Origin of the sequence: Nocardioides sp. Leaf307, from assembly GCF_001423135.1 — a bacterium.
Lineage (GTDB): Bacteria > Actinomycetota > Actinomycetes > Propionibacteriales > Nocardioidaceae > Nocardioides > Nocardioides kribbensis.
Window position 1 is genome coordinate 332,899 of the sequence record NZ_LMNY01000001.1, and the last position, 26,495, is coordinate 359,393.

25 protein-coding genes are annotated in these 26,495 nt (G+C 76.1%); 13 read left to right on the forward strand and 12 right to left on the reverse strand.

Annotation, left to right across the window (positions count from 1 at the left end; genetic code table 11):
• Positions 1-24 precede the first annotated feature (24 nt).
• Entirely contained in the window at positions 25-726 is a 702-nt protein-coding gene (locus ASF50_RS01455; protein ID WP_056903263.1) for a GAF domain-containing protein, read from the reverse strand.
• Positions 723-1,394, reverse strand: a complete 672-nt coding sequence (locus ASF50_RS01460) for an ANTAR domain-containing protein (RefSeq protein WP_056903264.1) — start codon at positions 1,392-1,394, stop codon at positions 723-725. Before ASF50_RS01460 ends, ASF50_RS01455 begins: the two co-directional genes overlap by 4 nt.
• A 129-nt stretch (positions 1,395-1,523) precedes the next feature.
• Between ASF50_RS01460 and ASF50_RS18710 the strand changes: the two genes are divergently transcribed.
• Positions 1,524-2,147: a hypothetical protein gene (locus tag ASF50_RS18710; protein ID WP_156697778.1), complete on the forward strand. Its 624-nt coding sequence runs from the start codon at positions 1,524-1,526 to the stop codon at positions 2,145-2,147.
• 26 nt (positions 2,148-2,173) lie between these two features.
• On the opposite strand, the gene ASF50_RS01470 is transcribed toward ASF50_RS18710, so the two are convergent.
• Positions 2,174-2,998, reverse strand: coding sequence for a sigma-70 family RNA polymerase sigma factor (locus ASF50_RS01470; protein ID WP_056863243.1), 825 nt, complete (start codon positions 2,996-2,998; stop codon positions 2,174-2,176).
• Positions 2,999-3,223: 225 nt separating this feature from the next.
• Between ASF50_RS01470 and ASF50_RS01475 the strand changes: the two genes are divergently transcribed.
• The 5 genes from ASF50_RS01475 to ASF50_RS01495 all read left to right on the forward strand — a co-directional run bounded on the left by ASF50_RS01475 (position 3,224) and on the right by ASF50_RS01495 (position 8,545).
• A complete protein-coding gene (locus tag ASF50_RS01475; protein WP_056903265.1) occupies positions 3,224-4,300 on the forward strand; it encodes a hypothetical protein in 1,077 nt (358 codons plus the stop codon).
• Positions 4,294-5,664 (forward strand): PIG-L family deacetylase, encoded by a 1,371-nt coding sequence (locus ASF50_RS01480; protein ID WP_056903266.1) that lies wholly within the window; start codon positions 4,294-4,296, stop codon positions 5,662-5,664. Before ASF50_RS01475 ends, ASF50_RS01480 begins: the two co-directional genes overlap by 7 nt.
• The gene (locus ASF50_RS01485; RefSeq protein ID WP_082502645.1) at positions 5,657-6,496 is read left to right on the forward strand and encodes a glycosyltransferase; all 840 of its coding nucleotides are present in this window, start codon (positions 5,657-5,659) and stop codon (positions 6,494-6,496) included. Before ASF50_RS01480 ends, ASF50_RS01485 begins: the two co-directional genes overlap by 8 nt.
• On the forward strand, positions 6,493-7,671 hold the full coding sequence (locus ASF50_RS01490) for an alcohol dehydrogenase catalytic domain-containing protein (RefSeq protein WP_056903267.1): 1,179 nt from the start codon (positions 6,493-6,495) through the stop codon (positions 7,669-7,671). The genes ASF50_RS01485 and ASF50_RS01490 overlap by 4 nt, the downstream gene beginning before the upstream one ends.
• A 154-nt stretch (positions 7,672-7,825) precedes the next feature.
• Positions 7,826-8,545 carry a GAF and ANTAR domain-containing protein gene (locus ASF50_RS01495; RefSeq protein WP_162242353.1) on the forward strand — a complete coding sequence of 240 codons (720 nt, stop codon included), beginning with the start codon at positions 7,826-7,828 and terminating at the stop codon, positions 8,543-8,545.
• Here ASF50_RS01495 and ASF50_RS01500 read toward each other — a convergent pair.
• Positions 8,542-9,753, reverse strand: a complete 1,212-nt coding sequence (locus ASF50_RS01500; RefSeq protein ID WP_056903269.1) for a zinc-binding dehydrogenase — start codon at positions 9,751-9,753, stop codon at positions 8,542-8,544. The two genes, ASF50_RS01495 and ASF50_RS01500, sit on opposite strands and share 4 nt — an antisense overlap.
• 47 nt (positions 9,754-9,800) lie before the next feature.
• Here ASF50_RS01500 and ASF50_RS01505 point away from each other — a divergent pair, with 47 nt between their 5' ends.
• Together ASF50_RS01505 and ASF50_RS01510 are read left to right on the forward strand one after the other, a co-directional pair.
• Entirely contained in the window at positions 9,801-12,641 is a 2,841-nt protein-coding gene (locus tag ASF50_RS01505; protein ID WP_056903270.1) for an alpha/beta fold hydrolase, read from the forward strand.
• A complete protein-coding gene (locus ASF50_RS01510) occupies positions 12,638-13,525 on the forward strand; it encodes an ABC transporter permease (RefSeq protein ID WP_082502647.1) in 888 nt (295 codons plus the stop codon). The genes ASF50_RS01505 and ASF50_RS01510 overlap by 4 nt, the downstream gene beginning before the upstream one ends.
• A 28-nt stretch (positions 13,526-13,553) precedes the next feature.
• On the opposite strand, the gene ASF50_RS01515 is transcribed toward ASF50_RS01510, so the two are convergent.
• The 3 genes from ASF50_RS01515 to ASF50_RS01525 form a co-directional block, all read right to left on the reverse strand.
• The gene (locus ASF50_RS01515) at positions 13,554-14,399 is read right to left on the reverse strand and encodes a Cof-type HAD-IIB family hydrolase (protein ID WP_056863251.1); all 846 of its coding nucleotides are present in this window, start codon (positions 14,397-14,399) and stop codon (positions 13,554-13,556) included.
• 79 nt (positions 14,400-14,478) lie between these two features.
• Entirely contained in the window at positions 14,479-15,375 is an 897-nt protein-coding gene (locus ASF50_RS01520) for an SDR family oxidoreductase (protein ID WP_056863252.1), read from the reverse strand.
• A 19-nt stretch (positions 15,376-15,394) separates the two neighbouring features.
• Positions 15,395-15,598, reverse strand: coding sequence for a hypothetical protein (locus ASF50_RS01525; RefSeq protein ID WP_156718026.1), 204 nt, complete (start codon positions 15,596-15,598; stop codon positions 15,395-15,397).
• An 88-nt stretch (positions 15,599-15,686) separates the two neighbouring features.
• Between ASF50_RS01525 and ASF50_RS01530 the strand changes: the two genes are divergently transcribed.
• Positions 15,687-16,709, forward strand: a complete 1,023-nt coding sequence (locus ASF50_RS01530; RefSeq protein WP_056903272.1) for an alpha/beta hydrolase fold domain-containing protein — start codon at positions 15,687-15,689, stop codon at positions 16,707-16,709.
• On the opposite strand, the gene ASF50_RS01535 is transcribed toward ASF50_RS01530, so the two are convergent.
• The 3 genes from ASF50_RS01535 to ASF50_RS01545 all read right to left on the reverse strand — a co-directional run bounded on the left by ASF50_RS01535 (position 16,681) and on the right by ASF50_RS01545 (position 21,389).
• On the reverse strand, positions 16,681-17,388 hold the full coding sequence (locus ASF50_RS01535) for a GAF domain-containing protein (protein ID WP_156697780.1): 708 nt from the start codon (positions 17,386-17,388) through the stop codon (positions 16,681-16,683). The genes ASF50_RS01530 and ASF50_RS01535 overlap by 29 nt on opposite strands.
• A gap of 83 nt (positions 17,389-17,471) precedes the next feature.
• The gene (locus ASF50_RS01540) at positions 17,472-18,989 is read right to left on the reverse strand and encodes an FAD-dependent oxidoreductase (protein ID WP_056903273.1); all 1,518 of its coding nucleotides are present in this window, start codon (positions 18,987-18,989) and stop codon (positions 17,472-17,474) included.
• A 105-nt stretch (positions 18,990-19,094) separates the two neighbouring features.
• Entirely contained in the window at positions 19,095-21,389 is a 2,295-nt protein-coding gene (locus tag ASF50_RS01545) for a catalase (protein WP_056903274.1), read from the reverse strand.
• 322 nt (positions 21,390-21,711) lie between these two features.
• Here ASF50_RS01545 and ASF50_RS01550 point away from each other — a divergent pair, with 322 nt between their 5' ends.
• The 3 genes from ASF50_RS01550 (at position 21,712) to ASF50_RS01560 (ending at position 23,990) form a co-directional block, all read left to right on the forward strand.
• Entirely contained in the window at positions 21,712-22,722 is a 1,011-nt protein-coding gene (locus tag ASF50_RS01550; RefSeq protein WP_056903275.1) for a cytochrome P450, read from the forward strand.
• Entirely contained in the window at positions 22,719-23,303 is a 585-nt protein-coding gene (locus ASF50_RS01555) for a cysteine hydrolase family protein (protein ID WP_056903276.1), read from the forward strand. Before ASF50_RS01550 ends, ASF50_RS01555 begins: the two co-directional genes overlap by 4 nt.
• Positions 23,304-23,393: 90 nt before the next feature.
• Positions 23,394-23,990, forward strand: a complete 597-nt coding sequence (locus ASF50_RS01560; RefSeq protein WP_082502648.1) for a helix-turn-helix transcriptional regulator — start codon at positions 23,394-23,396, stop codon at positions 23,988-23,990.
• 28 nt (positions 23,991-24,018) lie between these two features.
• On the opposite strand, the gene ASF50_RS01565 is transcribed toward ASF50_RS01560, so the two are convergent.
• The gene (locus ASF50_RS01565; protein ID WP_056903278.1) at positions 24,019-24,621 is read right to left on the reverse strand and encodes a flavin reductase family protein; all 603 of its coding nucleotides are present in this window, start codon (positions 24,619-24,621) and stop codon (positions 24,019-24,021) included.
• 58 nt (positions 24,622-24,679) lie between these two features.
• On the opposite strand from ASF50_RS01565, the gene ASF50_RS01570 reads away from it, so the two are divergent.
• On the forward strand, positions 24,680-24,967 hold the full coding sequence (locus ASF50_RS01570) for a DUF1330 domain-containing protein (RefSeq protein ID WP_056863260.1): 288 nt from the start codon (positions 24,680-24,682) through the stop codon (positions 24,965-24,967).
• A 7-nt stretch (positions 24,968-24,974) separates the two neighbouring features.
• Here ASF50_RS01570 and ASF50_RS01575 read toward each other — a convergent pair whose 3' ends face one another.
• Positions 24,975-26,324 carry an FAD/NAD(P)-binding protein gene (locus ASF50_RS01575; protein WP_056903279.1) on the reverse strand — a complete coding sequence of 450 codons (1,350 nt, stop codon included), beginning with the start codon at positions 26,322-26,324 and terminating at the stop codon, positions 24,975-24,977.
• Between the last annotated feature and the right edge of the window lie 171 nt (positions 26,325-26,495).

Sequence of the window (26,495 nt, forward strand, 5' to 3'; positions counted from 1 at the left end):
CGGTGCGGAGGCTCGGCGGGCGGGTCACCGGAAGTCGATCCTGCGGGCCACGACGTCGCGCGCCACCTCGATGATGGACCTGTCGGCCACGTAGGCGTGAGCGCGCAGCAGCAGGAGCGCGTCGTGCAGGCTCACCACGGCCTGCACGGAGACCATGCCGGTGGCCTGGTGCACCTCCGGGTGCGTGGTGAAGCCGTCGACGGCGTCGTCGAGCCGCGAGTCGTCGAGAGACCCCTGCGAGGCGGGGTCCTGCAGGTGGAGCAGCACCACGACGGCGGCGTCCACGAAGTGCAGCGCCAGCGACAGGTCGTCGTCGTCGAGCGCCCCGGCGCGGGTGCGGTAGACGTCGAGGGCGCCGAGCCTGATGCCGCCGATGCGCAGCGGGAAGGCGAAGACCGCACCCACCCCCCGCTCGCGCAGGTGGGCGGAGTAGGCCGGCCACCGCTGCTCGCCGGCGCCGAGCTCGGTGAGCTGCACCAGCCGACCGGTGCGGAAGGCCTCCACGCAGGGCCCCTCCCCGAGGGTCAGCTGGAGCACCTCGAGCTCCTGGGCCGCCGGGTCGGAGGCGGCGACGAGCTCGCTGGTGGCGTCGGGGGCCATCACGGCGAGCCCGACCGCCACGGCGTCGAGCTCCCGCTTGGCCGAGCGGCACAGCAGCTCGGGCAGGGTGAGGTCGCTGCCCGCCTCGTCCATCAGCGACATGAGGATCCGTCCGACCGGCGTCACCGGGGCTCCGTCCCGGAGACGATCTGCTCGGCGAGGTCGCGCACCTTGACCTGCGACTCCTGCGACATCCGGCGGAGGTAGGCCATCGCCTGCTCCGAGGTGAGGGCGTGGCGCTCCATCACGATGCCCTGCGCCTGGCCGATGAGCGCGCGGGTGGTGAGCGCCTCGCGCAGGTTCTGCACCCGGTCGACCTGGCGCAGCAGCCGTCCGGCCTGCAGCGCGGTGCGGCCGAGGTCGGCCCAGCCGTCGTGCTCGAAGGCCCGCGGCCGGTGGGAGTAGAGGTCGAGGGTGACGGCGTGCCCCCGGATCGCGGGCAGGCCCAGGACGCGCACCGACAGCACGTCGAGCCCGGCGGCCGCGGTGCTCCAGTCGGGCCACAGCGGGTCGTGCCGGGTGTCGGCGATGGTCGTCGCGGACCCCTCCGGCAGCGCGCGGCCGCCGGGCCCCCCGTGCAGCAGCAGCCGGAGCTCGTCGAGCTCGGCCACCAGGGGATCGGTGAGGGCCAGCCGGGTGGCGCCGCCCGCCTCGGTGTGCAGGGAGAGGCCGGCGTGGTCGGTGCCGAGCCGCTCCCGGGCGAAGCGGGCCACCTCGCCGGCGCCCTCGGCGAGCTCCTCGCAGCGCTCGAGGCGCCCGAAGAGGTCCTCGAGGTCGGGCCAGGGTGAGGTCACGGTGCCCGCCCCCCCTGGTCGGTCGTCGGTGCGCCCCGGAGTGGGCGCGGCCTGATCCGCCACCATCGCACACCCGGGGTCGGGGGGTAGCCTTCCCGCAGTGCCCGAGCCACCCAGGAGGAGGCAGCCGTGACCGGTCGTCGGCCGCTCGTGCTCGCGGCCCTCGTGCTGCTGCTGCCGCTGGCCGGGTGCGACGGAGGCGGGGCTGGTGGGGGCGGCGGTGGGGACCCCGAGGGACCGGCCACGGCCTACGACCCCGCGCGCGACACCTCGGTCTACGACGACGCCCCGTCCACCGAGACCTTCGACGACGCCTTCCGGGAGGACTACGAGGCCCAGGTCTCGCTGCCCGACGGGCGCAAGGTCAGGCTGTGGTACTCCGCCTCGGGCGACCGGCTGCTGGAGCAGCACTACTCCCCGCGGGAGGGCGCCTGGACCTCGCCCGTGGTGCTGCACCGCTCCGAGGAGCCCGACCCCTGCCAGGGCATCGAGGTCACCGAGGAGGACGGCGTGGTCGCCGTCATCGCCGACTTCGGGCTCTACTGCTACGACGGGGACCCGCCCAGCGACTCCCTGGCCCTGGCCGCCACCGGCGACCTGACGACGTGGGACGTCGACTCCACCCTCGGCTTCGACGGCTGGCAGGCCATGACCATCGAGCCCGCCGCCGACGGGCCGCTCGTGACGTGGGACGGGCCCGAGGGCACCGGGCTGACCTGGACGGCGGCCTCGGGGTTCGCCGGTGGGGCCTGACCGGGCGCGCACCACCGGCCCGGCGCTCAGGCCGCGCCGAGGTCGTGGCGCAGCGTGCCGAGGATCCGGCTGAGCTGTCGCGACACCTGCACCTGGCTGACCCCGAGCTCCTCGCCGATCTCCCGCTGGCTGCGGCCCATCACGAAGCGCAGGGCCAGCACACGGCGGTCCCGGGCGTCGAGGGTGCGCACGACAGGACCCAGGTCGGCCCGGGCCTCGGCCCCGGCCAGCCCGTCGTCGGAGTCGTCGGGCAGGAGCGAGCCCAGCGTGGCGCCCCCGTCGCCGCCGGCGCCCCCGTCACCGACGGGCAGGTCGAGGGAGGTCGGCCGGAAGCAGCCGCGCGCCGCCCTGGCCTCGTCGACCTCCTGCTCCGTGGCCCGGCACGCCGCGGCCAGCTCCGCGGTGCTCGGCTCACGGCCCAGCCGCTGGGCCAGCGCGGTGCCCTGCTGCTCGAGGGCGCGCTGCAGGTCCTGGACCCGTCGCGGCGGCCGCACGGCCCAGCCCAGGTCGCGGAAGTGGCGCAGCACCTCGCCGCGGATCGTCGGCACCGCGAAGGTGAGCAGGTCCTCCGAGGCCGCCGGGTCGAAGCGGCGCACGGCCTTGACCAGGCCCTCGTAGGCGACCTGCACGAGGTCGTCGTCGGCCACCCCGCGCCCGCGGTAGCGCGCGGCGACGGCCTCGGCCACGCCGCGGTTGAGCACGACGACCTCGTCGAGCGCCTCGCGGCGGGCCTCGGGGTCGCCGGCCACGCTGCGCGCGACCAGCTCCGCCGTGCGCCGCGAGCGCTCGGCGCGGGGCACGCGGGCGGTGCGGGTGGGGTCGGCCGGGTCGGGAAGGGAGGTCGGGGGCATGACCGGGTCCTTCGGCGTGCGGGGTGGATCGCCGGTGTTTCCAGCGGGGCCCGGTCACCGACGCTAGCCACGCGGGCCGGGCGGCGACGCCACCCGCAGGGGTGCGGTGCATGACCGGGCGGGCGGGGGGAACCGGGGCCCATGCACCCCGTCCGGCACCTGTCCCCGCGCCCGTCCGTCCTCCCGGGGTCGGGCCCGCCCGCGGCGTCGCCCGCGCCGGAGCCGGTGCTGCTCAGCCGCGGGCACGCCGCCGGCACCCGCCCGCTGGTCGACCTGGCGCGCGCGGCGTACGACGTGGCCGACGCGGGGGTCGCGGCGATGGTGCGACTCGCGCTCGAGGTCGAGGACGACGTGCCGCTGCCGGGGTCGGGGGAGACGCTGCGGCGCTGGGAGGTGCTGGCCACGGTGGCCGCCCAGGACCTCACGGCCGCGCGGGCGCTGGAGCCGCACCTCGACGCGGTCGCGGTGCTGGCCGAGGCCGGCCCGGCCGCCGCGGCGGTCGACGACCTGCTGGAGGAGGACGAGGGGCGACCCTCGTGGGGCGTCTGGGCCGCCGAGGGACCCGGAGCGCGGCTGCGGGCGGTGCCCGACCCGGCCACCGGCGGCGTGCGGCTCACGGGCCGCAAGCCCTGGTGCTCGCTGGCGCGCGAGGTCTCCCACGCCCTGGTGACCGCCTGGGTCGACGAGGAGCGCCGCGGGCTCTTCGCGGTGCGGCTGGCCGACCCCGGCGTGCTCGTGGAGGACGGCCCGTGGTCCTCGCTCGGGCTGGCCGAGGCCGTGACCTCGACCGTGGTGCTCGACGGTGTGCCGGCCCGCGAGGTCGGGGGGCCGGGCTGGTACCTCGAGCGGGCCGGCTTCGGCTGGGGCGGCATCGGCGTCGCCGCGGTCTGGTACGGCGGGGCCGTGGCGGTCGCGCGTCGGCTGCACGAGCAGTGCGGACGCCGCGACCCCGACCAGGTGGCGCTGGTGCACCTCGGGGCGGTGGACGCGGCGCTGGCCGCCGCCCGCGCGGTGCTCGTCGAGGCCGCCACCGACGTCGACACCGGCTGCGCTGCGGGCGCGAGCGGTGCGCTGGCCGCGCTGCGGGCACGCCAGGTCGTGGCCGACGCCGTGGAGGAGGTGACGGTGCGGGTCGCCCGGGCGCTGGGGCCCGGTCCGCTGGCCCACGAGCACCGCCACGCACGGCGCGTCGCCGACCTGGGGCTCTACGTGCGCCAGCACCACGGCGAGCGCGACCAGGCCGCCCTGGGCCGGGAGCTGCTGGCCCAGGGCTCGAGCGTGCCCGGGGTGTCGGCGTGGTGACCTTCGCCCACGACGCACCCGGCACCGAGGCGACGGCGTGGCGCCGGCACCCGCGGCGCCGCGAGGTGCGTGCGCTCGACCCGGCCCGCCTGCTGGCACCGGCACCGGCACCGGCACCGGGACCGGGACGCGGCTCGGTGCTGGTGGTCGTCGCGGCCCACCCCGACGACGAGACGCTGGGGGCGGGAGCGCTGGTGGCGGAGGCCCACGCCCGCGGGGTGGAGGTGCGGGTCGTCGTGCTCACCGACGGCGAGGCCAGCCACCCCGACTCGCCCACCCACACCCCCGCCGAGCTGGCGGGGCTGCGGCGCGAGGAGGTCCGCGCCGCGGTCGACGCCCTGGCGCCGGGCTCGACCCCGTGGCTGCTGGGCCTGCCCGACGGCGCCGTGGCCGCGCACGAGGACGAGGTGGTCGCCGCCCTGGTCGGGCTGGTCGGCGACGGCCGCGACACGGTGGTCGTCGCCCCGTGGCGCGGGGACCAGCACCCCGACCACGAGGCCGCCGGGCGGGCCGCCGCCGCGGCGGTGGTGCGCACCGGTGCCCGCCTGCTGGAGTACCCCGTGTGGTTCTGGCACTGGGGCCGGCCCGACCTGGCGCCCTGGTCCGACCTGCGGGCCGTGCGGCCCTCCCCGGTGGCCCGGGAGGCCAAGGCCCGGGCGATGGCCGCCCACCGCAGCCAGGTCGCCCCGCTGTCCGCCGCGCCCGGCGACGAGGCGCTGCTGGCGCCCGGCTTCCTGGCCCACTTCACCGGCGCCGAGGAGCTCTTCGTGGAGGCCGGCGCCACCGACGAGGCGCTCGAGCAGGTGCACCGCCGCGACGCCGACCCGTGGGGCACCGACCGGCGGTGGTACGAGCAGCGCAAGCGGTCCCTGCTGCTGGCCGCGCTGCCGCGCGCCTCCTTCCTGCGGGGGCTCGAGGTGGGCTGCTCGACCGGGGCGCTCACCGCCGAGCTGGCCCCGCGCTGCCGCGAGCTCGTCGCGCTCGACGCGAGCCCGGCGGCGCTGGGCCACGCGCGCGACCGCCTGGCGCTGCTGGACGGCGTGCGGCTCGAGGCGGCGGTCGTGCCGGGGGAGTGGCCCGAGGGCGACTTCGACCTCGTCGTGCTCTCCGAGACCGGCTACTTCCTGAGCCCCCGCGACCTCGAGGGGCTGGTCGAGCGGGTGCGGGCCTGCCTCACCGACGACGGCGTCCTGGTGCTGTGCCACTGGCGCCACCGCGTCGAGGGGTGGGTGCTCGACGGCCCCGACGTCCACCGCGTCGTCGCCGCGGCGGGGCTGGGAGAGGTGCTCGGCACCTGGGTCGACCGCGACGTCGAGATCCTCGTGATCGGCCCCACCGACCTGCTGCCCGACCCCCGTGCCTGAGGCGGTCGCGGTGCTCGACGCGCTCCTGGTCGTGGTGCCGGTGCACGACGAGGAGGAGCTGCTGCCCGGTTGCCTGGAGGCGCTGGCCGCGGCCTCGGCCGGGCTGGCCGAGGGCCGTCCGGCGCTGAGCCTGCTGACGCTGGTGGTGCTCGACCGCTGCACCGACGCCTCCGCCGAGGTGGCACGGTCCCACGGCGTGCGCTCGGTCGCCCTCGACGCCGGCCGGGTGGGCGCGGCCCGGGCCGCCGGGGTACGGCACGGCGCAGCCCTGCTGGGCGCCCCGCCGGCCGCCACCTGGGTCGCCACGACGGACGGCGACACGGTCGTGCCCGCCGACTGGCTCGCCGCCCAGGTGCGGCTGGCCGAGCACGGCGCCCGGCTCGTGCTGGGGCGGGTCGTGCCCGACCCCCGCGACGTCGAGGAGCACCTGGCCCGGGCCTGGCGCGCCCACCACACCTCGCCCGAGCCCGGCGACCACGTCCACGGCGCCAACCTCGGCGTGCGCCTCGACGCCTACCTCGCCGCCGGGGGCTTCCCCGACGCCGCCGAGCACGAGGACTCCGCGCTCGTCGACGCGCTGCGGGCGGGGGGCGTCGTGCCCGTCGGCGGGCCGCGGGTGACGACGTCGGGGCGGCGCCGGGGTCGCACGCCGGGCGGCTTCGCGGGCTTCCTGCGCGACCTCGAGTCGCGGCTGCACGGGCCGGCCCCGCATGCATCCGGCGCGACGGGGAACCGGGTCGTGACCGCTCCACCGGACGACCCAGGAGGCACCATGACGAGTCCCGTCCCCCGCACCCCCGCACCCGCCCGCACCGAGGGAGGCGTGCGATGAGGGCCGTGACCTGGCAGGGCGTGCGCGACATGCGCGTCGAGGACGTGCCCGACCCGACCATCGTCGACCCCACCGACGCCGTCATCCGGGTGACGAGCACCGGGCTGTGCGGCTCCGACCTGCACCTCTACGAGCCGCTCGCCCCCTTCATGACCCCCGGCGACGTCGTGGGCCACGAGCCGATGGGCGTCGTGGAGGAGGTCGGCCCCGAGGTCCGCGACCTGAAGGTCGGCGACCGTGTCGTCGTGCCCTTCAACATCTGCTGCGGCACCTGCTGGATGTGCACCCAGGGCCTGCACAGCCAGTGCGAGACCACCCAGAACCGCGACCAGGGCACCGGCGCGAGCTTCCTGGGCTACAGCAAGCTCTACGGGCAGGTGCCGGGCGGACAGGCGGAGTACCTGCGCGTGCAGTTCGCCGACTTCCTGCCCGTCACGGTGCCCCAGGGCCCCGCCGACGACCGGTTCCTCTTCCTCTCCGACGTGCTGCCCACCGCCTACCAGGCCGTGCGGTACGCCGATCTCGCCCCCGACGGGGTGCTGCTCGTGGTCGGCGCCGGCCCCATCGGTGACATGGCCGCGCGGATCGCCCTGCACGAGGGCCACCGCGTGATCGTCGCCGACCGGGTGCCCGAGCGGCTGGCGCGCGTGCACGGCCGGGGCGCGGAGACCATCGACATCGACAGGGTCGACGACCTGGCCACCGAGGTGCGCGACCGCACCGCGGGCCGTGGCGCCGACGCCGTCATCGACGCGGTCGGCATGGAGGCCCACGGCAACCCCGTGGCCGAGAAGGTCATCAAGGGCGTCGGGCTGCTCCCCGACGCGCTCGCCAAGCCGCTGATGAAGCGGGTCGGCATCGACCGGCTCGACGCCCTCACCAGCGCCATCGACGCGGTGCGCCGCGGTGGCACCGTCTCGATCTCGGGCGTCTACGGCGGGGCCGCCAGCCCGATGCCGCTGCTGACGCTCTTCGACAAGCAGATCCAGCTGCGCATGGGCCAGGCCAACGTCAGGCGCTGGACCGACGACCTGCTGCCGCTGCTCGTCGACGACGACCCGCTCGGCGTGGACACCTTCGCCACGCACCACCTGCCGCTGGAGGAGGCGCCGGCGGCGTACCGCTCGTTCCGCGACAAGGCCGACGGCATGGTCAAGGTGGTGTTCAACCCCTAGGCCCCGCGACGCCCCGGTGGGCCCCGGTCGAGGTGGGTTGCTAGCATTCGGCTCGCTCGATCGGGGCCCAACAGCGACCCCGTCCCCTGCGCCCCCACGCGGATCTCGAGGTCCGGGGTGGCGCACGCCCGGACGGAACCGCATGCTGGCCCACATGGACATCGCCGCAGCCCTCGCCCAGGCCTCCGCCGATCTCAAGCAGCCCCAGGACCTCGACGCCGCCCTCGCGACGATCGCGAAGGTGGCCTGCGAGTCCACGCCGGGCATCGACCACGTGGGCATCAGCGTCGCGCACCGTGGTGGGCGCATCGAGACCCGCGCGTGGACCGACCAGGTCGTCGTGGAGCTCGACCAGCTCCAGTACGACACCGGTCAGGGCCCCTGCCTGCAGGCGCTGGAGACCGACGGCGTCGTGCGCGTCGAGCACGCCCGTCACGAGCAGCGCTGGCCGGCCTTCATCCCCGGCGCCGTGCGGCTCGGGCTGCGCTCGCAGCTCGGGGTGCGGCTCAACTCCGACGCCCGCACCTTCGGCGCGCTCAACCTCTACTCCTTCTCCTCCGACACCCTCTCCGACGAGACCGTGCAGATGAGCGAGCTCTTCGCCTCCCACGCGGCGCTGGCGATGGGCCACGCCGAGCGGATCGGCAACCTCAGCGCCGCCCTGACCAGCCGGAAGGTCATCGGGATCGCGCTGGGCCTGCTCATGCACCGCCTCGAGATCGACGAGCCGACGGCGTTCGCCTACCTGACCCGCATGTCGGCCAGCACCGAGACCAAGCTGCGCGACGTCGCCGCCTCGGTCGTGGCCGACCACGAGGCGCGCTTCGGCCGCGGTGCGACCGAGGCCGGGGAGCCGGAGCCCGCGGGCGCCTAGGCGTCCGTGCCCGTACTCGTGCCCGCGCCGCCCGCCCCGGCCACCCCGTGCACCTGCGTGCCGGGCAGGGAGGGGTCGATGAGGACCTTGGCGTGGCGCTCGGGGTCGCCCAGCGCCTCGAAGGCCCCGGCGACGCCGTCGAGGCCGACGCGACCGGTGAGCATCGGCGAGGGGTCGAGGTCGCCCTCGCCCAGTGCGTGGAGGGTGTCGCGGAACTCCAGCGGCGTGTAGCCCACCACGAAGCGCAGGTCGAGCTCCTTGTTGACCGCCAGCGAGGGGCGCAGCGTGTCGGGGCCCATGCAGACCCCGACCACGACCACCCGCGAGAAGAGCGGCGCCCCGGCGAGCACGCCGTCGAGCATGCCGGGCACGCCCACGCACTCGAAGACCACCGGCGCCTTCGGCGTGGCGGCGCCGACCCGCTCGGCCGCCCGCCAGCCGTGCCACCAGCCGACCGGCAGCCGGCTCAGGCCCTCCACGGCGTCGATCGCGGCGTTGTAGGCGGCCGGCAGGGTCGCGAAGGCGCCGCGCTGCACCGCCGGGTCGTACGGCGACGCCACGGCCGGGTCGACCACGACGTCGGCGCCGCACGCGGTGGCGAGGGCGCGCCGCCCGGGGGAGGGGTCGCTGGCCACCACGTGGCGCACGCCGCGGGCCTTGAGCACGGTGACGACCGCCAGACCGACCGGGCCGCAGCCCAGCACGACGGCGGTGTCGCGCCGGCGCACCTGCCCGCGGGCCACGGCGTGCCAGGCGACGGCCATCGGCTCGGTCAGCGCCGCGACGTCGGTGTCGAGCCCGTTGGGCACCGGCAGCGCCAGCGACTCCTGCACCACCACCTGCTCGGCGTAGGCGCCCGGGGCGGCGAGCGACAGGCCGATGCCGTCGACCTCGCGGCCGCGCCGCAGCAGCGGCACGGCGACGACGGGCGTGCCGGGCCGCAGCCGTCCGCGGGTGCGCGGGCCGTGGTCGGCGACCTCGCCGAGCAGCTCGTGGCCGAAGACGCCGGCCTGGCCCGAGCGCATGAAGCGGGGGTAGCCGACGAGGTCGAGCACGTCGGCGAGGTCGTCACCGTGGTGGCGCGCGTGGAGGTCGGAGCCGCAGATGCCGCAGCGCCGCACGTCGAGGAGCAGCTGACCGGGGCCGGGCTCGGGGTCGGGCAGGTCGACGACGGCGAGCTCGCCGTCGGTGCAGGTCACGGCGCGCATCCGGGGAGACTAGCGGCGCGCCTTGCCGGTGGCGGTAAGAATGCAGCATGCGTCGGCCCGCTCGACCCCGCCGGGCCGTCCTCGCCGCGGCCCTCGCTGCCGCGCTCGTCGTGGCCGGCGCGGGCACGGCCGCGGTGACCGGGCTGGGCGGCGAGGACGCCGTGGCGGTCGACGAGCAGGAGTTCGAGGTGCCGGTGGGGCCGGAGCCCTCGGGGGAGCGGGTCTCCCTCGACGTGTCGGTCTTCGCGCCCGAGGAGGGCGCCCCGGGCGCCGACGACGAGGGCCGCCGCGCCGCGGTGCTGCTGGCCCACGGCTTCGGCGGGAGCAAGGACGACCTGGCCGCCCAGGCCCGCTCCGTGGCCGCCGAGGGCTACGTCGTGCTGACCTGGACCGCGCGCGGCTTCGGCGACTCCGGCGGCCTGATCCACCTCGACTCCCCGGACTACGAGGTCGCCGACGCCTCGCGGCTGCTCGACCTGCTCGCCGAGCGCGACGACGTGCTGCTCGACGATGCCGGCGACCCCCGCGCCGGCATCGCCGGCGGCTCCTACGGCGGGGCGCTGGCGCTGATGGCCGCGGCCTACGACGGCCGCGTCGACGCGATCGTGCCCGCGATCACCTGGCACGACCTCTCGCAGGGGCTCTTCCCGCAGCGCGCGCTCTCCGGCAGCGCCGCGGGCGAGGCGCCCGCGCCCGGCGTGCTCAAGCAGCGCTGGGCCTCGCTCTTCTTCGCCTCCGGGCTGGCCGCGGGCCTCGACCCCTCGGCCGCCGCCGCGGCCCCGGGCGTCGACCCGCAGTGCGGGCGCTTCGCCCCCCGGGTCTGCCGGCTCTACGACGAGGCCGCCACCACGGGCCGACCCGACGAGGCGGTCCTGCGGCTGCTGCGCCGCTCCTCCCCGGCGCCGGTGCTCGACCGGATCGCCGCGCCGACGCTGCTCGTGCAGGGCCTCCAGGACTCCCTCTTCGGCCTCGACCAGGCCGACGCCACCGCCCGCGGCCTCGCCGCCGAGGGCACGCCGGTCGCGGTGCGCTGGATCGACGGCGGCCACGACGCCTCGGGCGCGGCGCTGTCGGCCGACGACCTGGTCGACCCCGCGCTGGCGTGGTTCGACCACCACCTGCGCGGCGGGCCCGACCCCGGCGGGGCCTTCGACCTGTCGCTGCCGGCCTCGCCCTTCGGTGAGGAGGAGGCCGAGCAGCTGACGGCCCCGACGTACGGCGAGGAGACCACGACCACCCTCCCGCTGGCCGGCGCCCGTGGCGACGGCCCGCAGCCGCTGCTGTCGCCGCCCGGCGGGGAGCCCGCGGCGCTGACCTCGCTGCCCGGCACCGGCCCGCTGCTGGGCGCCGCCGGGTCGACCGGCGCCGGCTACGCGCTCGGGGCCCTGCCGGGGGAGTCGGCGGTCTTCGACACCCCCGCCCTCGACGAGCCGCTCACCGTGGTCGGCAGCCCGCGGGTGCGCCTCTCGGTGGTCTCCTCGACCACCGACGCCACCCTCTTCGCCTCGGCCTGGGTGGTCTCGGCCGACGGCGCCGCGACGCTGCCGCGCCAGCTGGTCTCGCCCGTGCGCCTCGAGGGCCTCACGCCGGGGCGCCCGCGCGAGGTCGAGGTGGCCCTGCCGACGTCGGCCTACCGCGTCGAGGCCGGCCAGTCGCTGCGCGTGGTGGTCTCCAGCACCGACGCGGCCTACGCCGTGCCCGAGGACCGCCGCACCTACGTCGTGTCGCTGGCCGGCGACGGGGTCGTCGTGCCCGGTGTCGACGCGGAGCGCACGGCCGGCACCGGCGGGCTGGCGCCCACGCCGCTCGTCGTGGCGGTCGGCCTGCTGCTGCTCGGCGCGGCCGCGCTGGCGCTGCTGGCCGGCCGGCGGCGCCGCGAGGCGCCCGTGGTCGCGGAGCTCGCCGACGTGCCGTTGGTCGTCGACGGGCTGGTGAAGCAGTACAGCAACGGCTTCCGTGCCGTCGACGGCACCTCCTGGCGCGCCGAGCGCGGCCAGGTCGTCGGCCTGCTGGGGCCCAACGGCGCCGGCAAGACCACCACCATGCGCATGCTCGTGGGCCTGATCCGCGCCGACGGCGGCACCGTGCACGTGCTCGGCCACCCCGTCACCGCGGGCGCCCCGGTGCTGACGCGGGTGGGCGCCCTCATCGAGGGCCCCGGCTTCCTGCCGCACCTCTCGGGCCGCGACAACCTGCTGGCCTACTGGGCCGCCACCGGCAACGACCCCGCCACCGCGCACCTCGAGGAGGCGCTGGCCATCGCCGACCTCGGGGTCGCCGCCGAGCGGCCCGTGCGCTCCTACAGCCAGGGCATGCGCCAGCGGCTGGGCATCGCCCAGGCCATGCTCGGCCTGCCCGAGCTGCTGCTGCTCGACGAGCCCACCAACGGCCTCGACCCGCCGCAGATCCGCAACCTGCGTGGCGTGCTGGCCCGCTACGCCACCGGGGGCCGCACCGTCGTGGTCTCCAGCCACCTGCTCTCCGAGGTCGAGCAGACCTGCAGCCACGTCGTGGTCATGCACCGCGGCCGGGTCGTGCTCGAGGGCGCCGTCGCCGACCTCGTCGACCGCTCGGGCTCCACCCTCGTCACCGTCGAGGGCGACCCGGCCCGCGCCGTCGAGGCGCTCACGGGTCCCGGCGGCCTCGGTGGCCCCGGCGGCGTCGAGCAGGCCGTCGCCGAGCCCGACGGACGCGTGCGCGTCGTCGGCACCGCCCCGCGCCCCGCGCTCGTCGCGCGGCTGGTGGAGGCCGGGGTGCCCGTCGCCGCCGTCGACGGGCGCCGCCACCTCGAGGAGGTCTTCATGAGCCTGGTCGGCGAGGGCCAGCCCGCCCAGGTCGCCGACGCCGATGCCGCTGATGCCGCCGACGCCCGGGAGGCACGCCGATGAGCCACCAGACCACCCCGCAACCGGGCCAGCAGCCGGGCCGGCAGCCGAGCCCCGCCGTCGACCCCCGCGCCCCGCGCCGCCCGCTGCCGCTGCGCGCGGAGGTCGGGCGCCAGCTGCGGCGGCGGCGTACGCGGTTGTCGTTCGGGTTCCTGGTCGTGCTGCCGCTGCTGCTGGTCGGTGCCTTCGCGCTGGGCTCCGACGACAGCGAGGGCGGCACCTCGTTCGTCGACCTGGCCCAGGTGGGGCCGGCCAACCTGGCGGTCTTCGCGATGTTCGCCTCGGCCAGCTTCCTGCTCGTCGTGCTGGTGGCGCTCTTCGCCGGTGACGCCGTGCCGTCGGAGGCGAGCTGGTCGACGCTGCGCTACCTGCTGGCCGCGCCGGTGCCGCGGGGGCGGCTGCTGCGGGTCAAGCTCACCGTCGCGCTGGCCACCACGCTGGCCGCACTCGTGCTGCTGCCGGCGTGGTCGATGCTGGTGGGGCTGGTCGCCTACGGCACCGAGGCCTACCAGGGCCCCACCGGCGAGCAGCTGACCTGGGCCGAGACGGCGCTGCGCCTGGCGGTCGCGGTGGGCTACCTCTTCGTCAGCCTGCTCTTCGTCTCCTCGCTGGCGGTGCTCATCGGGGTGCTCACCGACGCCCCGCTCGGCGCCGTCGGCGGCGCCGTGCTGATCACGATCGTCTCCAACATCCTCGACACCATCAGCCCGCTCGGGCGGCTGCGCGAGGCGCTGCCGACCCACGAGCAGTTCGCGTGGGCCGAGGCCCTGCAGCGCGACGTGGAGTGGTCGGGGATGGCCAGCGGCGCGCTGTGGTCGATCGGCTACTCGGTGGTGCTGCTCACCGCGGCCTTCGTGCTCTTCCAGCGCAAGGACGTGCTGAGCTAGCGCCCCGGGCTCCTCCGGCCAGGACCGCTCAGAGGCCCAGGAGGCGTCGCAGCGTGGTGATCACGCCGTGGTCGAGGTGGGAGGGGGCGCGGTAGCGCGCCCGGGCCAGCACCTCGGGGTGGGCGTTGTCCATGGCGAAGGACAGCCCGGCGGCGTCGAGCATCTCCAGGTCGTTGAGGTAGTCGCCGAAGGCGACCGTCTGCTCGGCGGAGACCCCGAGCTCCTCCTGGAGCCGGCGCACGGCCACGCCCTTGTCGACCCGGGGGTGCATCACGTCGACCCAGTGGGCGCCGGAGACGACGACCTGGTGGGTCTCGCGGAAGTCGGCCAGGGCGGGCGCGGTGCCCTCCTGGGGGTCGGCGAAGCTGAAGACGGCCACCTTCACCACGTCGTCGTCGACGGCGTCGAGGTCGTCGAGCTCGACGAGGGAGGCGTAGTAGGGGTCGACGTGGTCGAGGAAGGCGCGGTCGGTGCGCTCGACGTAGGCCGCGCGCTTGCCGCAGACCACCATGCCCAGGTCGTGGCCCTGCGCGGTGAGGTCGCGCCCCCGGCGCACGAGACGCGCGACGACGTCGGGCGCCAGGGTGGTGGAGCTGATCTCGGCCTCGTCGCGCACGACGTAGCTGCCGTTCTCGGCGATGAAGACCATGCCCTCGCGCGCCCGGTCGAACTGGCGCGCCAGCGTGGCGTACTGCCGTCCGCTCGCGGGGGAGAAGACGACACCGCGCTCGCGCATCGAGTCCAGCAGCGGCCAGAGGTCCTCGGGGATCCGGCCCTCGCCGTCGAGCAGGGTGCCGTCCATGTCGACGACGACGAGGCGCACGTCGGCGCCCTCGGGCAGCGGGGAGGTCGGGTCGGCGACAGCGGTGCTCACCCCACCAGGGTCCCAGTCGGGTCCTCCGGCCGCCGCGGTGGGCCGGTCAGGGCCCGGTCAGGGGCCGGTCAGGGGCCGGTCACGGGCTGGGCATCCCGCCGTTGACGTGCAGCGTGGCGCCGACGACGAAGCTCGACTCCGCGGAGGTCAGGAACACGTAGGCCGGCGCCTGCTCGACCGGCTGACCGGCGCGCCCGAGGGGCGCCTCGGCGGCCCCGAAGTCCGGCAGCGTCTCCGGGTCGACGCCGCCGGTCACCTGGAGCGCGGTCCACGTCGGGCCGGGCGCCACGACGTTGACCCGGATGCCGCGCTCGACCAGCTGCTGGGCCAGTCCCTTCGAGAGGTTCTCCACCGCTGCCTTGGTGCTGGCGTAGTGCAGCCGGTCGGGGGCGGGCTGGAAGGCCTCCGCCGAGGCGGTGTTGACGATGGTGGAGCCCGGCGGCAGGTGGGGCAGTGCGGCCTTGACGATGCGGAAGGCCGCGGTGACGTTGACCGCGAAGGTCTCCTCGAACTCCTCGTCGTCGATGTCCTCGACCCGCTCGTGCCAGACCTGCTTGCCCGCGACGTTGACGACCGCGTCGAGACCACCCATGGCCTCCACCGCCCGCGCCACCAGGTCACGGCAGTACGCCGCGTCGCGCAGGTCGCCGGGCACCCGGGTGACCGTGCGTCCGGCCGCCTCGACGAGCGCCGCGACGTGGTCGGCGTCCTCCTCCTCGGAGGGCAGGTAGGCCATGGTGACGTCGGCGCCCTCGCGGGCGAAGGCCACGGCCACCGCGGCGCCGATGCCGGAGTCGGCCCCGGTCACCAGCGCCCGGCGTCCGGCCAGACGGCCGGTGCCGCGGTAGGAGGACTCGCCGATGTCGGGCACCGGCTCCATGGCGCGCTGCGACCCGGGCTCCTCCTGCTGCTGGACCGGAGGGGAGATGCGCGGGTGGCGGGTGCGGGGGTCGTCGAAGGTGTACTGGTCGCTCATCGGGCTCCTCGCGGGGCGGTCAGGACGGCGACGCGGAGCCCTCGTCACGGGCCTCGTCGCGGTCGGTGCGGTTGACGGCGTCACCGGGCTCCTCGTCGAGTCGGCGCTCGGCGTCGACGAGGTCGACGCCCTCCTCGGCGGGGAGCCCGGGGGCGGTGGGTCGCTGGGGGCTCGGACGCGAGCCGACCGGCTCGGGTCTGGGCCCGGGGGTGGAGGTGCTCATCCACCGAGCCTGCGCCCGGCCCTCGGTGGCCGACCACACCCGCAGGGGTCCTGCCGCGACGGCCGCGGCTCGTGCGAGGCTGCCCGGCGTGGCCCGACGGCAGCCGATCGACACGGTGCGGTGGGAGGTCGACGACCGCCCGCCCACGTGGTGGACCCGCAGCTACGTGCGAGCGATGTGGTGGCGTCGCGACGACCGCGCCTTCTCCGGGGCGGGTCGCACCCTGCGCGCCGCCCGGCGTCGCCAGCGCACGGGCGACCACCCCCCGACGCGGTGGACCCGCCTGGTGCGCGACGTGACGGCCAGCCGGCTCCCGCTCGGTGACGGCGGGACGCCGGGCCCCGTGGTGTGGACGGTCAGGCCCCGGTGGCGGCGCCCCGTCGTGCGGGTGGTGCACCTGCACGGCGGCGGCTACGTCCACCCGCTCACGGTGGACTACTGGCGGCTGGTGCGTGCCCTGGCCTCGGTGCCCGCGGAGGTGGTGGTGCCGGCCTACCCCCTGGCCCCCGACCACCACGCCGACGAGGTCGTGCCGTGGCTGGCGGGCCTCGCCGCCGACGCCCCCGCCCGGACCTCCGTGGGCGCTCTGCCGCTGGTGCTGTCGGGTGACTCGGCGGGTGGCGCCCTCGCGCTGTTCGTGGCCCGCGAGCTCGCCGACCGGCGACCGGCCTGCGTCGTGGCCCTGAGCCCGTGGCTCGACCCCCGGCTCGCCGACCCCGAGGTCGACGCCCTCGACCCCTCCGATCCGGTGCTGGAGGAGTCGGGACTGCGCGCAGCCGCGCGGTGGTGGGCCGGGTCCCGCGCCGTCGAGGACCCCCGGGTCGACCCGCTGCGCGGCGGCCTGACCGACCTGCCCCCGGTGCACCTCTGGATCGGCGACCGCGACCTGCTGCGACCCGCCGTCGACGAGCTGGCCCGCCGCGCCCGCGTCGAGGGTGCGGCGCTGCACGTGCGCGAGGTCAGCGCCATGTTCCACGTGTGGATGACCCGTGCGGTGCCGGAGGGACGACGGACCCGCCGCGACCTGGTCGCGCTGCTGCGTCGCGTGGCCGCGGACACGGGGCGCCCCGTGCCGGGGGTGCTCAGCCGGCGTCGGCGGAGAACAGCTTGACCAGGGCGGCCGCGAGCTGGCCCTCGGTGAGCCCGCTGCGCAGGGCGGCGTCACGGATCCGCTCGCGTGCCTGCTCCGGCGTGACGTGGCCCTCGGCGGCGAGCAGACCGGCGGCGATCTGCACCTGGAGCGAGTCCTTCAGCTCGGCCGGGGCGCGCTGGGCCGCTTCGCGGGTGGTGAAGGCGAGGTCAGCGTTGGTGGTCGCGCCCGGCGCCCACGCGGAGAAGACCCGTGCGATCTGCTCGTGGCGTCCGTCGAAGGCGCGCGCCGAGCGGGCGTAGAGGTTGACGGTCCCCGTGAGGCGGTCTGCCACGCTGACGGGCAGCGTGAGGGTGCTCCCGATGCCGAGCACCGCCGAGGCCCGCACGAAGGAGCCCCAGCGCTCCTCGTCGAGCGGGTCGCCGGCGCGCGACTCGACGACCCGACCCTCCTCGGCCGACGTGACGCAGGGACCGGTGTCGAGGTACTGCACGGCGTCGAGGGCGGCGATCTCGGCTGTGGTGGCGACCATGGTGAAGGTGACGCCCTCGGCGTAGGAGGCCAGGCTCAGCCCGACGCAGTCGGGCACCAGCGCCACCACCTGGTCGGCCAGGTCCTGGAGGACCTCCAGCAGGTCACCGTCCTGCAGGAACGGCCCGTACTCCTCGATGGCCTGCGCGGTCTCAGCCAACGGTTCCACGTGTCGTGCTCCTTCGCATCCTCCCGGGTCTCCCTGGGACCCGGTGCCGAGTCGGTCGATGGTCGTGTGCGGGCGGTCCTCGGTCAGCGCGGGGTGAGGCCGCAGGTGGCGGGCCCCTCGAGCACCGAGCCGTCCGCGTCGAAGCGCGAGCCGTGCAGCGGGCAGTCCCAGCTGCGCTCCGCGTCGTTCCAGCCCACCACCCCGCCGAGGTGGGTGCACACGGCCGAGACCCGTCGTGGCACGCCGCCGACGAGGGAGGTGGCCGTCGGCGGGCCCACGCGGTCGAGGCGCACCTGGCCGCCGTCGTCGCCGGGAGCCACCCCCGGGCCGGGGTGGCGCAGGGGGCGCAGCCAGCCCCGGGTGAGCTCGAGGCCCACCTCGGCGTTGGCCAGCGCAGCACCGGGCAGCCCGCCCAGCTCGCGGCGGTCCCAGGTGTCGAAGGCCGCGGCCCACGCCGGTCGCTCGCCCAGCACCCCCTTGGCGAGGGCCAGCGCCGCTGCCACCGCGTTGGTCATGCCCCACTTGGAGAACCCGCCCGCGACCAGGAGGTGGTCGGTGCCGGGCAGCACGGGACCGGCGTACGGCAGGCCCCTCGTCGTGACGTAGTCCTGGGCTGACCAGGCGTGGGTCTCCTCGGCCTCGGGGAAGTGCTCGGCGGTCCAGGCCCGCAGCCGGTCGAGCCGGGCCCGCGGGGACCGGTCCCGTCCGGTCGGGTGACCCTCGCCGCCGACCAGCAGGACAGCGCCGGAGCCCGGCGAGCCGCCGGGGCCGGTGACAGGCAGGGCGTCGCGCAGTGAGCGCGAGGGCTGGTCGGCGGACAGGTACATCGCGTCGACCACCGGGCGCGGCGTGGCGTACGCCAGGCCGTAGGAGCGTGCTGCGGTCGCCCGGGCGAAGAAGGCGCCGCGGTCGAGGACCGGCATGCCGGTGGCGACCACGACGTGGGTCCCGGTGACCTCACCGCCCTCGGTCGCGACCCGCAGCGGGGCCCGCCCGGACACCCCGCGCACCCGGGTGCCCTCCAGGACGACCACGCCGTGCGCCTCGGCCTGCCGACGCAGCGCGAGCAGCAGCGCCATCGGGTCGAGCTGGAGCTGGTCGGGCAGACGCACACCGCCCGCGGTGGCGTAGGGCAGAGGCAGCTCCTCGTCGAGGACCACCTCGAGACCAGCACGGCGGGCGACCTCCAGCTCCTGCTCGACGGCGGCGCGCCCGGCCTCGCCGTGGGCGTAGGTGACGGCGTCGCGCACCTGCACCTCGAGGTCGTGGTCGGCGCAGAAGCGGTGGACCCAGGCCTGGGCCTCCCGGTTGGCGGTGACGTACTGGTCCAGGACGCGCGGTCCCTGGCGCCGGAAGACCCGGGACAGCTGCGTGCCCTGGAGCAGGCTGACCTTGGCGGTGCTGCGTCCGGTCGTGCCGGCCCCCACGTGGGCGGCCTCGAGGACCACGACGCCGAGTCCGGCGCGGCCGAGCAGCAGCGCGGTGGTCAGGCCGGCGAGGCCCGCACCCACGACGACGACGTCGGTCTCGGCGGGCGGTACGACGGGCAGGTCCGGTCCCGGACGGGGGTGGCGGTCCTGCCAGGGGGAGACGAGCGTCATGGGTCCTCCGTCGCGCGGTCGGATGGTCGCGGGTGCGGGCCCACGCTAGGGACGGGGTGGCCGGCGGCACCGCACCCCGCGGGGTGCAGCGCCGCCGGCTGTGCGTCAGCCGCCGAGGCGGGCCGGGAAGCGGTCCCAGACCCGGTGGGAGGCGAGCAGCTCGACGACCCCGTCGACCGCCGAGGCGGCCTCGTCGTCCCCGCCCCCCTCGTCGCCGGTGACGACGCCGGACACGCCGACCAGGCCCAGCGCGGCGAGGGTCTGCGCGCCCCGCCCCCACCCTCCGATCGCCTTGCCGTGCCGGAAGGCCTCCTGCACCAGCATCGCGACCCGCGGGTCCACGGCGGCCACCGAGTCGGCCCCGGCCTTCGCGTCGCGCGCCGGGAGCGCGTCGGTGCCCGGGGCGCCGCCGCCGGCCAGTAGCACGGCGTCGAGCTCGACCGAGCGCACCGTGGCGAACGTGCGCTGCACCGGGGTGCCGTCGGGCAGCGTGCCGCCGCGGGCGGCGACGACCAGCGGCACCATGTCGGCCGCGAGGACCGCCCGGCGGGCCGCGGTGAGCCCGTCGAGCACGGCCTGGTCGGCCGGGCCGTCCCCGGCGTCCACCACGATCCCGACCATGCGCCCGTCGACGGGCCAGGTGCCGCCCAGCTGGGACAAGGCCGGGCTGGGGGTGGGCGTGGCGAGCGGGGCCTCGGGCTCGGGGGCGGGCAGGCCCAGCCCCGTGGCCACCTCCTGGCACAGCACCGGGTCGATCCGGGCCAGCGCCCGCAGCTGCCGCTCCTTGACCGCCTGCTCGTAGACCTTGCCGAGCTCGAAGGTGTAGGCGGCCACGATGTGCTCCTGCTCCACCGGCGTCATGCTGGCCCAGAACGACCGGGCCTGGCTGAAGTGGTCGTCGTAGGACGCCGGGCTTTCCCGCACCTTGGTGCTGGCGGGGAGGCTGACGGCCAGGTCGGCGAAGGACTCGGTGCCGCCGCCGGCGTGGAAGGGGCACCCGCCGTCGAGTGACTGCGGCCGGTAGGGCGCGACCCCCTGGTGCACGCCGTGCTGGTGGAGACCGTCGCGCAGCATGTCGTTGACGGGGGCGTGGGGTCGGTTGATCGGGATCTGGTCGAAGTTGGGGCCGCCGAGACGGCTGAGCTGGGTGTCGAGGTAGGAGAAGTTCCGTGCCTGGAGGAGCGGGTCGTCGGTCCCGTCGATGCCGGGCACGAGGTGACCGGTGTGGAAGGCCACCTGCTCGGTCTCGGCGAAGTAGTTGGTCGGGTTGCGGTCGAGGGTGAGCAGCCCGACCGGCTGCACCGGGGCGAGCTCCTCGGGCACCAGCTTGGTGGGGTCGAGCAGGTCGATCCCCGAGAACGTCTGCTCGGGGGTGTCGGGGAACACCTGGAGACCGAGCTCCCAGGAGGGGTGGGCGCCGGCCTCGATGGCGTCGGCCAGGTCGCGGCGGTGGAAGTCGGGATCGACGCCGGCCAGCAGCTGGGCCTCCTCCCACACCAGGGAGTGGACGCCCAGGCGCGGCTTCCAGTGGAACTTCACCAGCGAGGTGACGCCGTCGGCGTCGACGCAGCGGAACGTGTGGACGCCGAAGCCCTCCATGGTGCGGTAGGAGCGGGGGATGCCCCGGTCCGACATGTTCCACAGGGTGTGGTGCTGCGCCTCGGTGTGCAGGGAGACGAAGTCCCAGAACGTGTCGTGGGCGCTCTGGGCCTGCGGGATCTCCCGGTCGGGGTGCGGCTTGGCGGCGTGCACCACGTCGGGGAACTTGATGCCGTCCTGGATGAAGAACACTGGGATGTTGTTGCCGACCAGGTCGAAGGTGCCCTGCTCGGTGTAGAACTTCGTGGCGAACCCCCGGGTGTCGCGCACGGTGTCGGCGGAGCCACGGGAGCCGAGGACCGTGGAGAACCGCACGAAGACCGGCGTCGCGACGCCCTCGGCCAGGAAGGCCGCGTGGGTGACCGCCGACGCCGTGCCGTAGGCGGTGAAGGTGCCGTGCGCCGCCGCGCCCCGGGCGTGGACCACGCGCTCGGGGATGCGCTCGTGGTCGAAGTGCATGATCTTCTCGCGCAGGTGGTGGTCCTGGAGCAGCGTCGGCCCCCGTGGCCCTGCCTTGAGGGAGTGGTCGGTGTCGCGCAGCGGCACGCCGGTCGCGGTGGTGAGGAAGGCCCCGGCCTGGGACCGCGCGTCCGGGGCGGCACCGGTCTCGCGACCCGTGGCGCTGCGCGTCGCCGGGGCGGCCTGGTCGGCCTTGGGCGGCAACGGCCCCCGGGGCTCGGTCGGCTCCTCGAGCGAGGGGGGCTCGCTGCCGGGCGCGCCGGGCAGCGGAGGCTCGAGGAGCTCGGCCGCCTTGTCCTTGACCGCGTCGGCGGCCTTCTTGACTGCTTCCTTGGGGTCCATGGTCGTTCCGTCCTGGGGTCGGGGTAGGGGGCGGTGACCGGGCCCGGTTCCCCACCGGCCGCCGACTCAATCGACGGGGACGTGGGCCACGGGGAGTATCCCGGTGGCATGGGCCGGCGGCGACGGGGAACCGGCAGGTCATGAGCGACCTCACGCTGCAGCTGCTTCGTCACGGCTACGACGCGGTCGACCGCGACCGGTCGAGCAGGGGCGGTGGCACCACCTACGAGTCCAGGCTGCTCGGGCGACGCGCGGTGGTGCTCGGGGACGCCGCGGGGCCTGTCTGTTCTACGACGAGGGCGCGGTCGAGCGAGCGGGGGTCGTGCCGCCCCCGCTCGCCTGGCTGCTCTTCGGGCGCGGAGCCGTGCACGGGCTCGACGACGAGGACCACGCTCGTCGCAAGGAGCTCCTCGTCGCGGCGGTGCGCTCGCTCGACCTCGACGAGCTGGCCGAGGACGTGCGGCTGCGGGTGACCGCCCGTCTCAGCGGGCTGCCCGGGGGGAGGATCGAGGTCTTCGACACCCTGGCCACCGCGTACGGCGCAGCTGTGCTGCACAGCGCGGGCATCGACCTGCCGGCCGACGAGTCGCGTCGCTGGAGCCGACGGATGGCGGCCGTGGTCGACGGTTTCGGGTTCTCACCGGCCGCCTACGCCCGGGGTTGCCGGGAGCGGGCGCGGCTCGACCGGTGGGCGGCCGCCCTGGTCTGCGACGCCCGCGCGGGCAGGACGCGAACGCCGCGCGGGGGTGTCTTCGACGTCCTCGCCGGGTCCGACCTCGACCACCGCACCGCCGGGATTGAGCTGCTCAACGTGCTGCGACCCACCGTGGCAGTCGCCTGGCTCGGCGCCTTCGCGCTGCTCGCCCTCGACGCCGCACCCGAGTGGCGCGAGCGCCTCGCGGACCCGGCGGGCGAGGAGGAGCGTCTGGCCTTCGCCCAAGAGGTGCGCCGCACCACCCCCTTCGTGCCGTTGTTGGCAGGCCGTGCCCGGCGCGCGGCCTCCCACGACGGCGTACCCGTCGAGCCGGGGGACCGGGTGGTACTCGACGTGTTGGGCATCGACCGCGACCCGATGGTGTACCCCCACCCGCACCTCTTCCGGCCGGCCCGATTCCTGGGGCGCACACCCTCCGCCTACGACCTGGTGCCGCAGGGCGGAGGACCGCTGCGCGGGCACCGGTGCCCGGGCGAGGACGTCGCTCTCCGCCTGATGTCCTCGACCCTCCGAGCGGCGTCGCAGCGCCCCCTCGAGGTCGTCTCGAGTCGCGCGGTTGCCGCGTCGCGTGTGCCGACCCTCCCGGCCGGCGGCCTCGTCCTGGCCCGGCAGCGATGACCCCGGCCGTCCTCGTCGTCGACCTCCAGGTCGACTACTTCAGCGATGACGGGCTGGCCCGGCACCAGGACCGTGTGGTCGCGGCGTGCAACCGTCTCGTCGTCGCGGCGCGCACGCACGGCGTGCCGGTGGTCGAGGTCGTCACCGAGCACCGCCACGACCGGTCGACCTGGGCGCTCAACATGCTCGAGGACGGCTGCGGGATGACGCTCGAGGGCACCGAGGGCGCCCGTCGGCTCCCCGAGCTGGACGTCGCCGGCGCCGACCGGGTGGTCAAGATCCGTGACAGCGCCTTCCACCGCACCGACCTCGCCGAGCTCCTCACCGGGCTCGGGGTCGACACCGTGGTGCTGGTCGGCGTCAGCACCGAGGCCTGCCTGTCGGCCACGGCTTCCGACGCCTACGCCCACGACCTGCGGGTCGTCCTGGTGGAGGACGCGATGGCCTCGGTCGATCCCGAGCGCCACGAGCGAGCCCTCAAGGAGCTGGTCGCGCAGTACCGGCAGCGACGCCGCGACGTCGACCAGGTCGTGCACTCCTGGGGCGACGGCGGTGGTGCGTCGCCGAGTTCGGGGATGTGACTCCGGCCGGACTGGGTCTATCGTGGGCGGTGGACGGTCGGGGCCCAACAACGACCCCTACGGCCAGTCCCGCCCTCTCGGAGTTCCCCCATGGCTTCCCTGGCCCCCGAAACACAGGTCAAGCCCGTCCTCCTCGTGCCCGTCGCGCTGCCCCCGCTGCTGCGGATCGGCCTCGACAGCGTCGTGCGCCGCCACGCCTGCCGGGTCGCACTGGCCCCCGCGGTCTCGCCCCGCCCGCCCGACGTGGCCATCTTCGAGCCGTCCTCGCTGGACGACCGCGCGGCCGACGCGGTCCTGAGCTGCCCGTCGATCGCCCTGAGCTTCGACACCAGTCCCTGGGGCCTGCGCCGGGCGCACTCGCTCGGGGCCGACGAGGTGCTGCCCGTCTCGGTCGACCCGGCCGAGCTGGTCGCCGCCGTCGAGCGGCTGGCCCGGCGCCGCGACGAGCCGGCTGCCGGCGGGTCCGACCCGGCCCCGCTCCCCGGCGCCCTGTCGGGGCGCGAGCACGAGATCGTCTGCCTGATCTGCGACGGCCTGTCCAACGCCGAGATCAGCCAGCGGCTCTACCTCAGCATCAACTCGGTGAAGACCTACATCCGCTCGGCCTACCTCAAGATGGGCGTGACCAGTCGTTCGCAGGCCGTGCTGTGGGGCGTGGAGCACGGCTGCTCCCGCCTCTCGGACTGAGCCGGCGCGGGAAGCGCGGCCCGGGGGGTCAGCGGGCGATCTCGGAGGGGTCGCCCGGGCGGCGCACGGCGCGCGTGGGGCCGGGCAGGCCCCAGTCGGGGCCGCCGAGACGCGAGACCGGCTGCATCCGGTCGTAGGACGGCAGGCCGTCGACCACGACGTCGTCCTCGACGCTGATCCACACGACCTCGCCCAGCACGAGGGTCGAGGACCCGAGGTCGACGGTGGAGTGCAGGCGGCACTCGATCGACGCGGGCGAGGCCGCGACCGCGGGCGGGCCGACGACGGTGCTCGGGCGCATCTCGACGCCGAGCTCGGCGGCCTCGTCCTGGTCGGGGGCGAAGCGGGCGCTGCTGTCGTTGACCTGGTCCATCAGCGGCAGCGTGGCCACGCTGACGGTGAACTCGCCGGTCGCTACGACGTTGCGCAGGGTGTCCTTGTCGCCGATCGAGGCGAAGGCCACGACCGGCGGGTCGGCGCAGACGACGGTGAAGAAGGAGTGGGGCGCCAGGTTGCCGACGCCGTCGGCGGAGCGGGAGGCGACCCAGGCGATGGGCCGGGGCACGACCAGGGACGACAGCAGGGCGTAGGTGTTGGTGTCGTCGCTGCGGGGGTCGAAGTCGGTGCGCACGCGTCCAGCCTGCCAGGGGCGGCCACGCCCGCCGGGGGCGGTGCGCCACCATGGGGTCATGCCTGCCTACTGGATCAGCACCTACCTCGAGATCACCGACCCCGAGAAGCTCGCGGCCTACGCCGAGCTCGCCGGCCCCGCCATCGTCGGCGCCGGCGGCCGCTTCCTGGCCCGCGGCCTGCCCGCGAAGGTCTACGAGGCCGGGCGCGAGCAGCGCTCGGTGCTCGTGGAGTTCGAGTCGGTGGAGGCGGCCGTCGCCGCCCACGACACCCCGGCCTACCAGGAGGCCCTCGCCGCGCTCGGCGACGGCGCCGTGCGCGACCTGCGGATCGTGCCCGGGGCCTGACCCCCGCTCAGCCGGCCAGGAGCAGGTCGGCCAGCTCCGCGGCCTGCGAGCGGATCTCGGGCACCGCGGTGGTCTCCCACAGCGCACCCTTGCGGGGCGGGCCGACGACGTGGAGCCCCGGCACGAGGTCGCCGTCGGCGCGCAGCACGGCGCCCTCGGGCGTGCAGCGCACGCCGAGGCCGAGCGGGTCGCCCACGACCAGACCCCGCCGCCGCAGCGACGCCAGCAGCGGCGAGGTGGTGGCGTCGAGGTCGGTGGTGGGGCCGGTGCAGTTGACGACCGCGTCGGCGACCACGGCCTCGCCGCCACCCCCGGGCGTGACCCGGCACCGCGTGCCGAGGTCCTCGACACCGGCCAGCCCGCCGCCGACGACCTGCAGCCGCCCGGCGTCGACGTAGCTCCTGATGCGCGCGGCCACGCCGGGCGCCATGCGGTGGCGCAGCACCTCCCAGTGCCGGGCGTGGCGGCTGAGGAAGCAGCGCCGCTCGGAGCCCTCGAGGCGGGCCCAGGTGCGCTGGGTCGCCCCGCGCAGGCCGTCGACGACCGAGCGCCAACAGACGCCGTGGTGGCGGGCGCGCGCGATCTGGCCGACCACGTGGGCGGCCAGGCCGTCGGCGGTGAGCGGGCCGCTCGGCATCGGGGTGGCCCAGCTCGTCGAGCACGGCGACGGCAGGTGGGAGTGGGGCAGCAGGCCCGTGCGGCTCAGCATCACCACCCGGCGCGCCGGGTGGTCGCCGAGCAGGCTGAGGGCGGCGTCGACCGCGGTGAGCCCGCTGCCCACCAGCACGACGGTGGCGTCCTGGGGCAGTGCGGCGAGGGCGGCGGCGTCCCACGCCGAGCCGACGTGCCAGGGCGCGTCGGGCACGGCGCCCTGCTCGGTGCGCAGCGGGCGCGGCTCGAGGTTGCCGTAGGCCAGCACCGCCCGGTCGGCCTCGGTGGTGGCGTCGCGGCCTCGCACGAGGAAACGCCCGCCGCTGGCGGGGGCGACGTCGACGACGCTCTCGCGGCGCACCTCGAAGGTGGCCACCGAGGAGCGGCGGCTCTCCTCGAGCACGTCGGTGAGGTAGTGGGCCCAGGTCGCGCGCGGCAGGAAGCCCACGGGGTCGCTCGGCCGGCCGGTGCGCTCGGCCCAGGCCACGAGGTGGCCCGGCTCGTCGGGCAGCGCGCTCATGTCGCGGCTGCGCACGTTGAGGAGGTGGCGCCGGTCGGTGGTGCGGTAGGCCACGCCGCGCGCCGGCACGGGCGCGGGCTCGTGGAGCACGACCCGCAGGTCGGGGTCGGTGGCGCGGCGCAGCAGGTGGGCGGCGGTCAGGGCGCCGCTGGCGCCGCCGCCGACGACGGAGATCGTGGTGGGCATGGGGGGCCTCCTCGTAGGTCGTTCACCTTCAACCCTACTCGATTACTCGACTTACAAGGATTTCGGCGCGAGGAGGCCCGGCGCGGGTCAGCGGCGCATGCGGGGCAGCAGGTAGAGCACGGCGAAGGCGATGGCAGCGATGACGACGAGGACGACGAGGATCTTCACGAG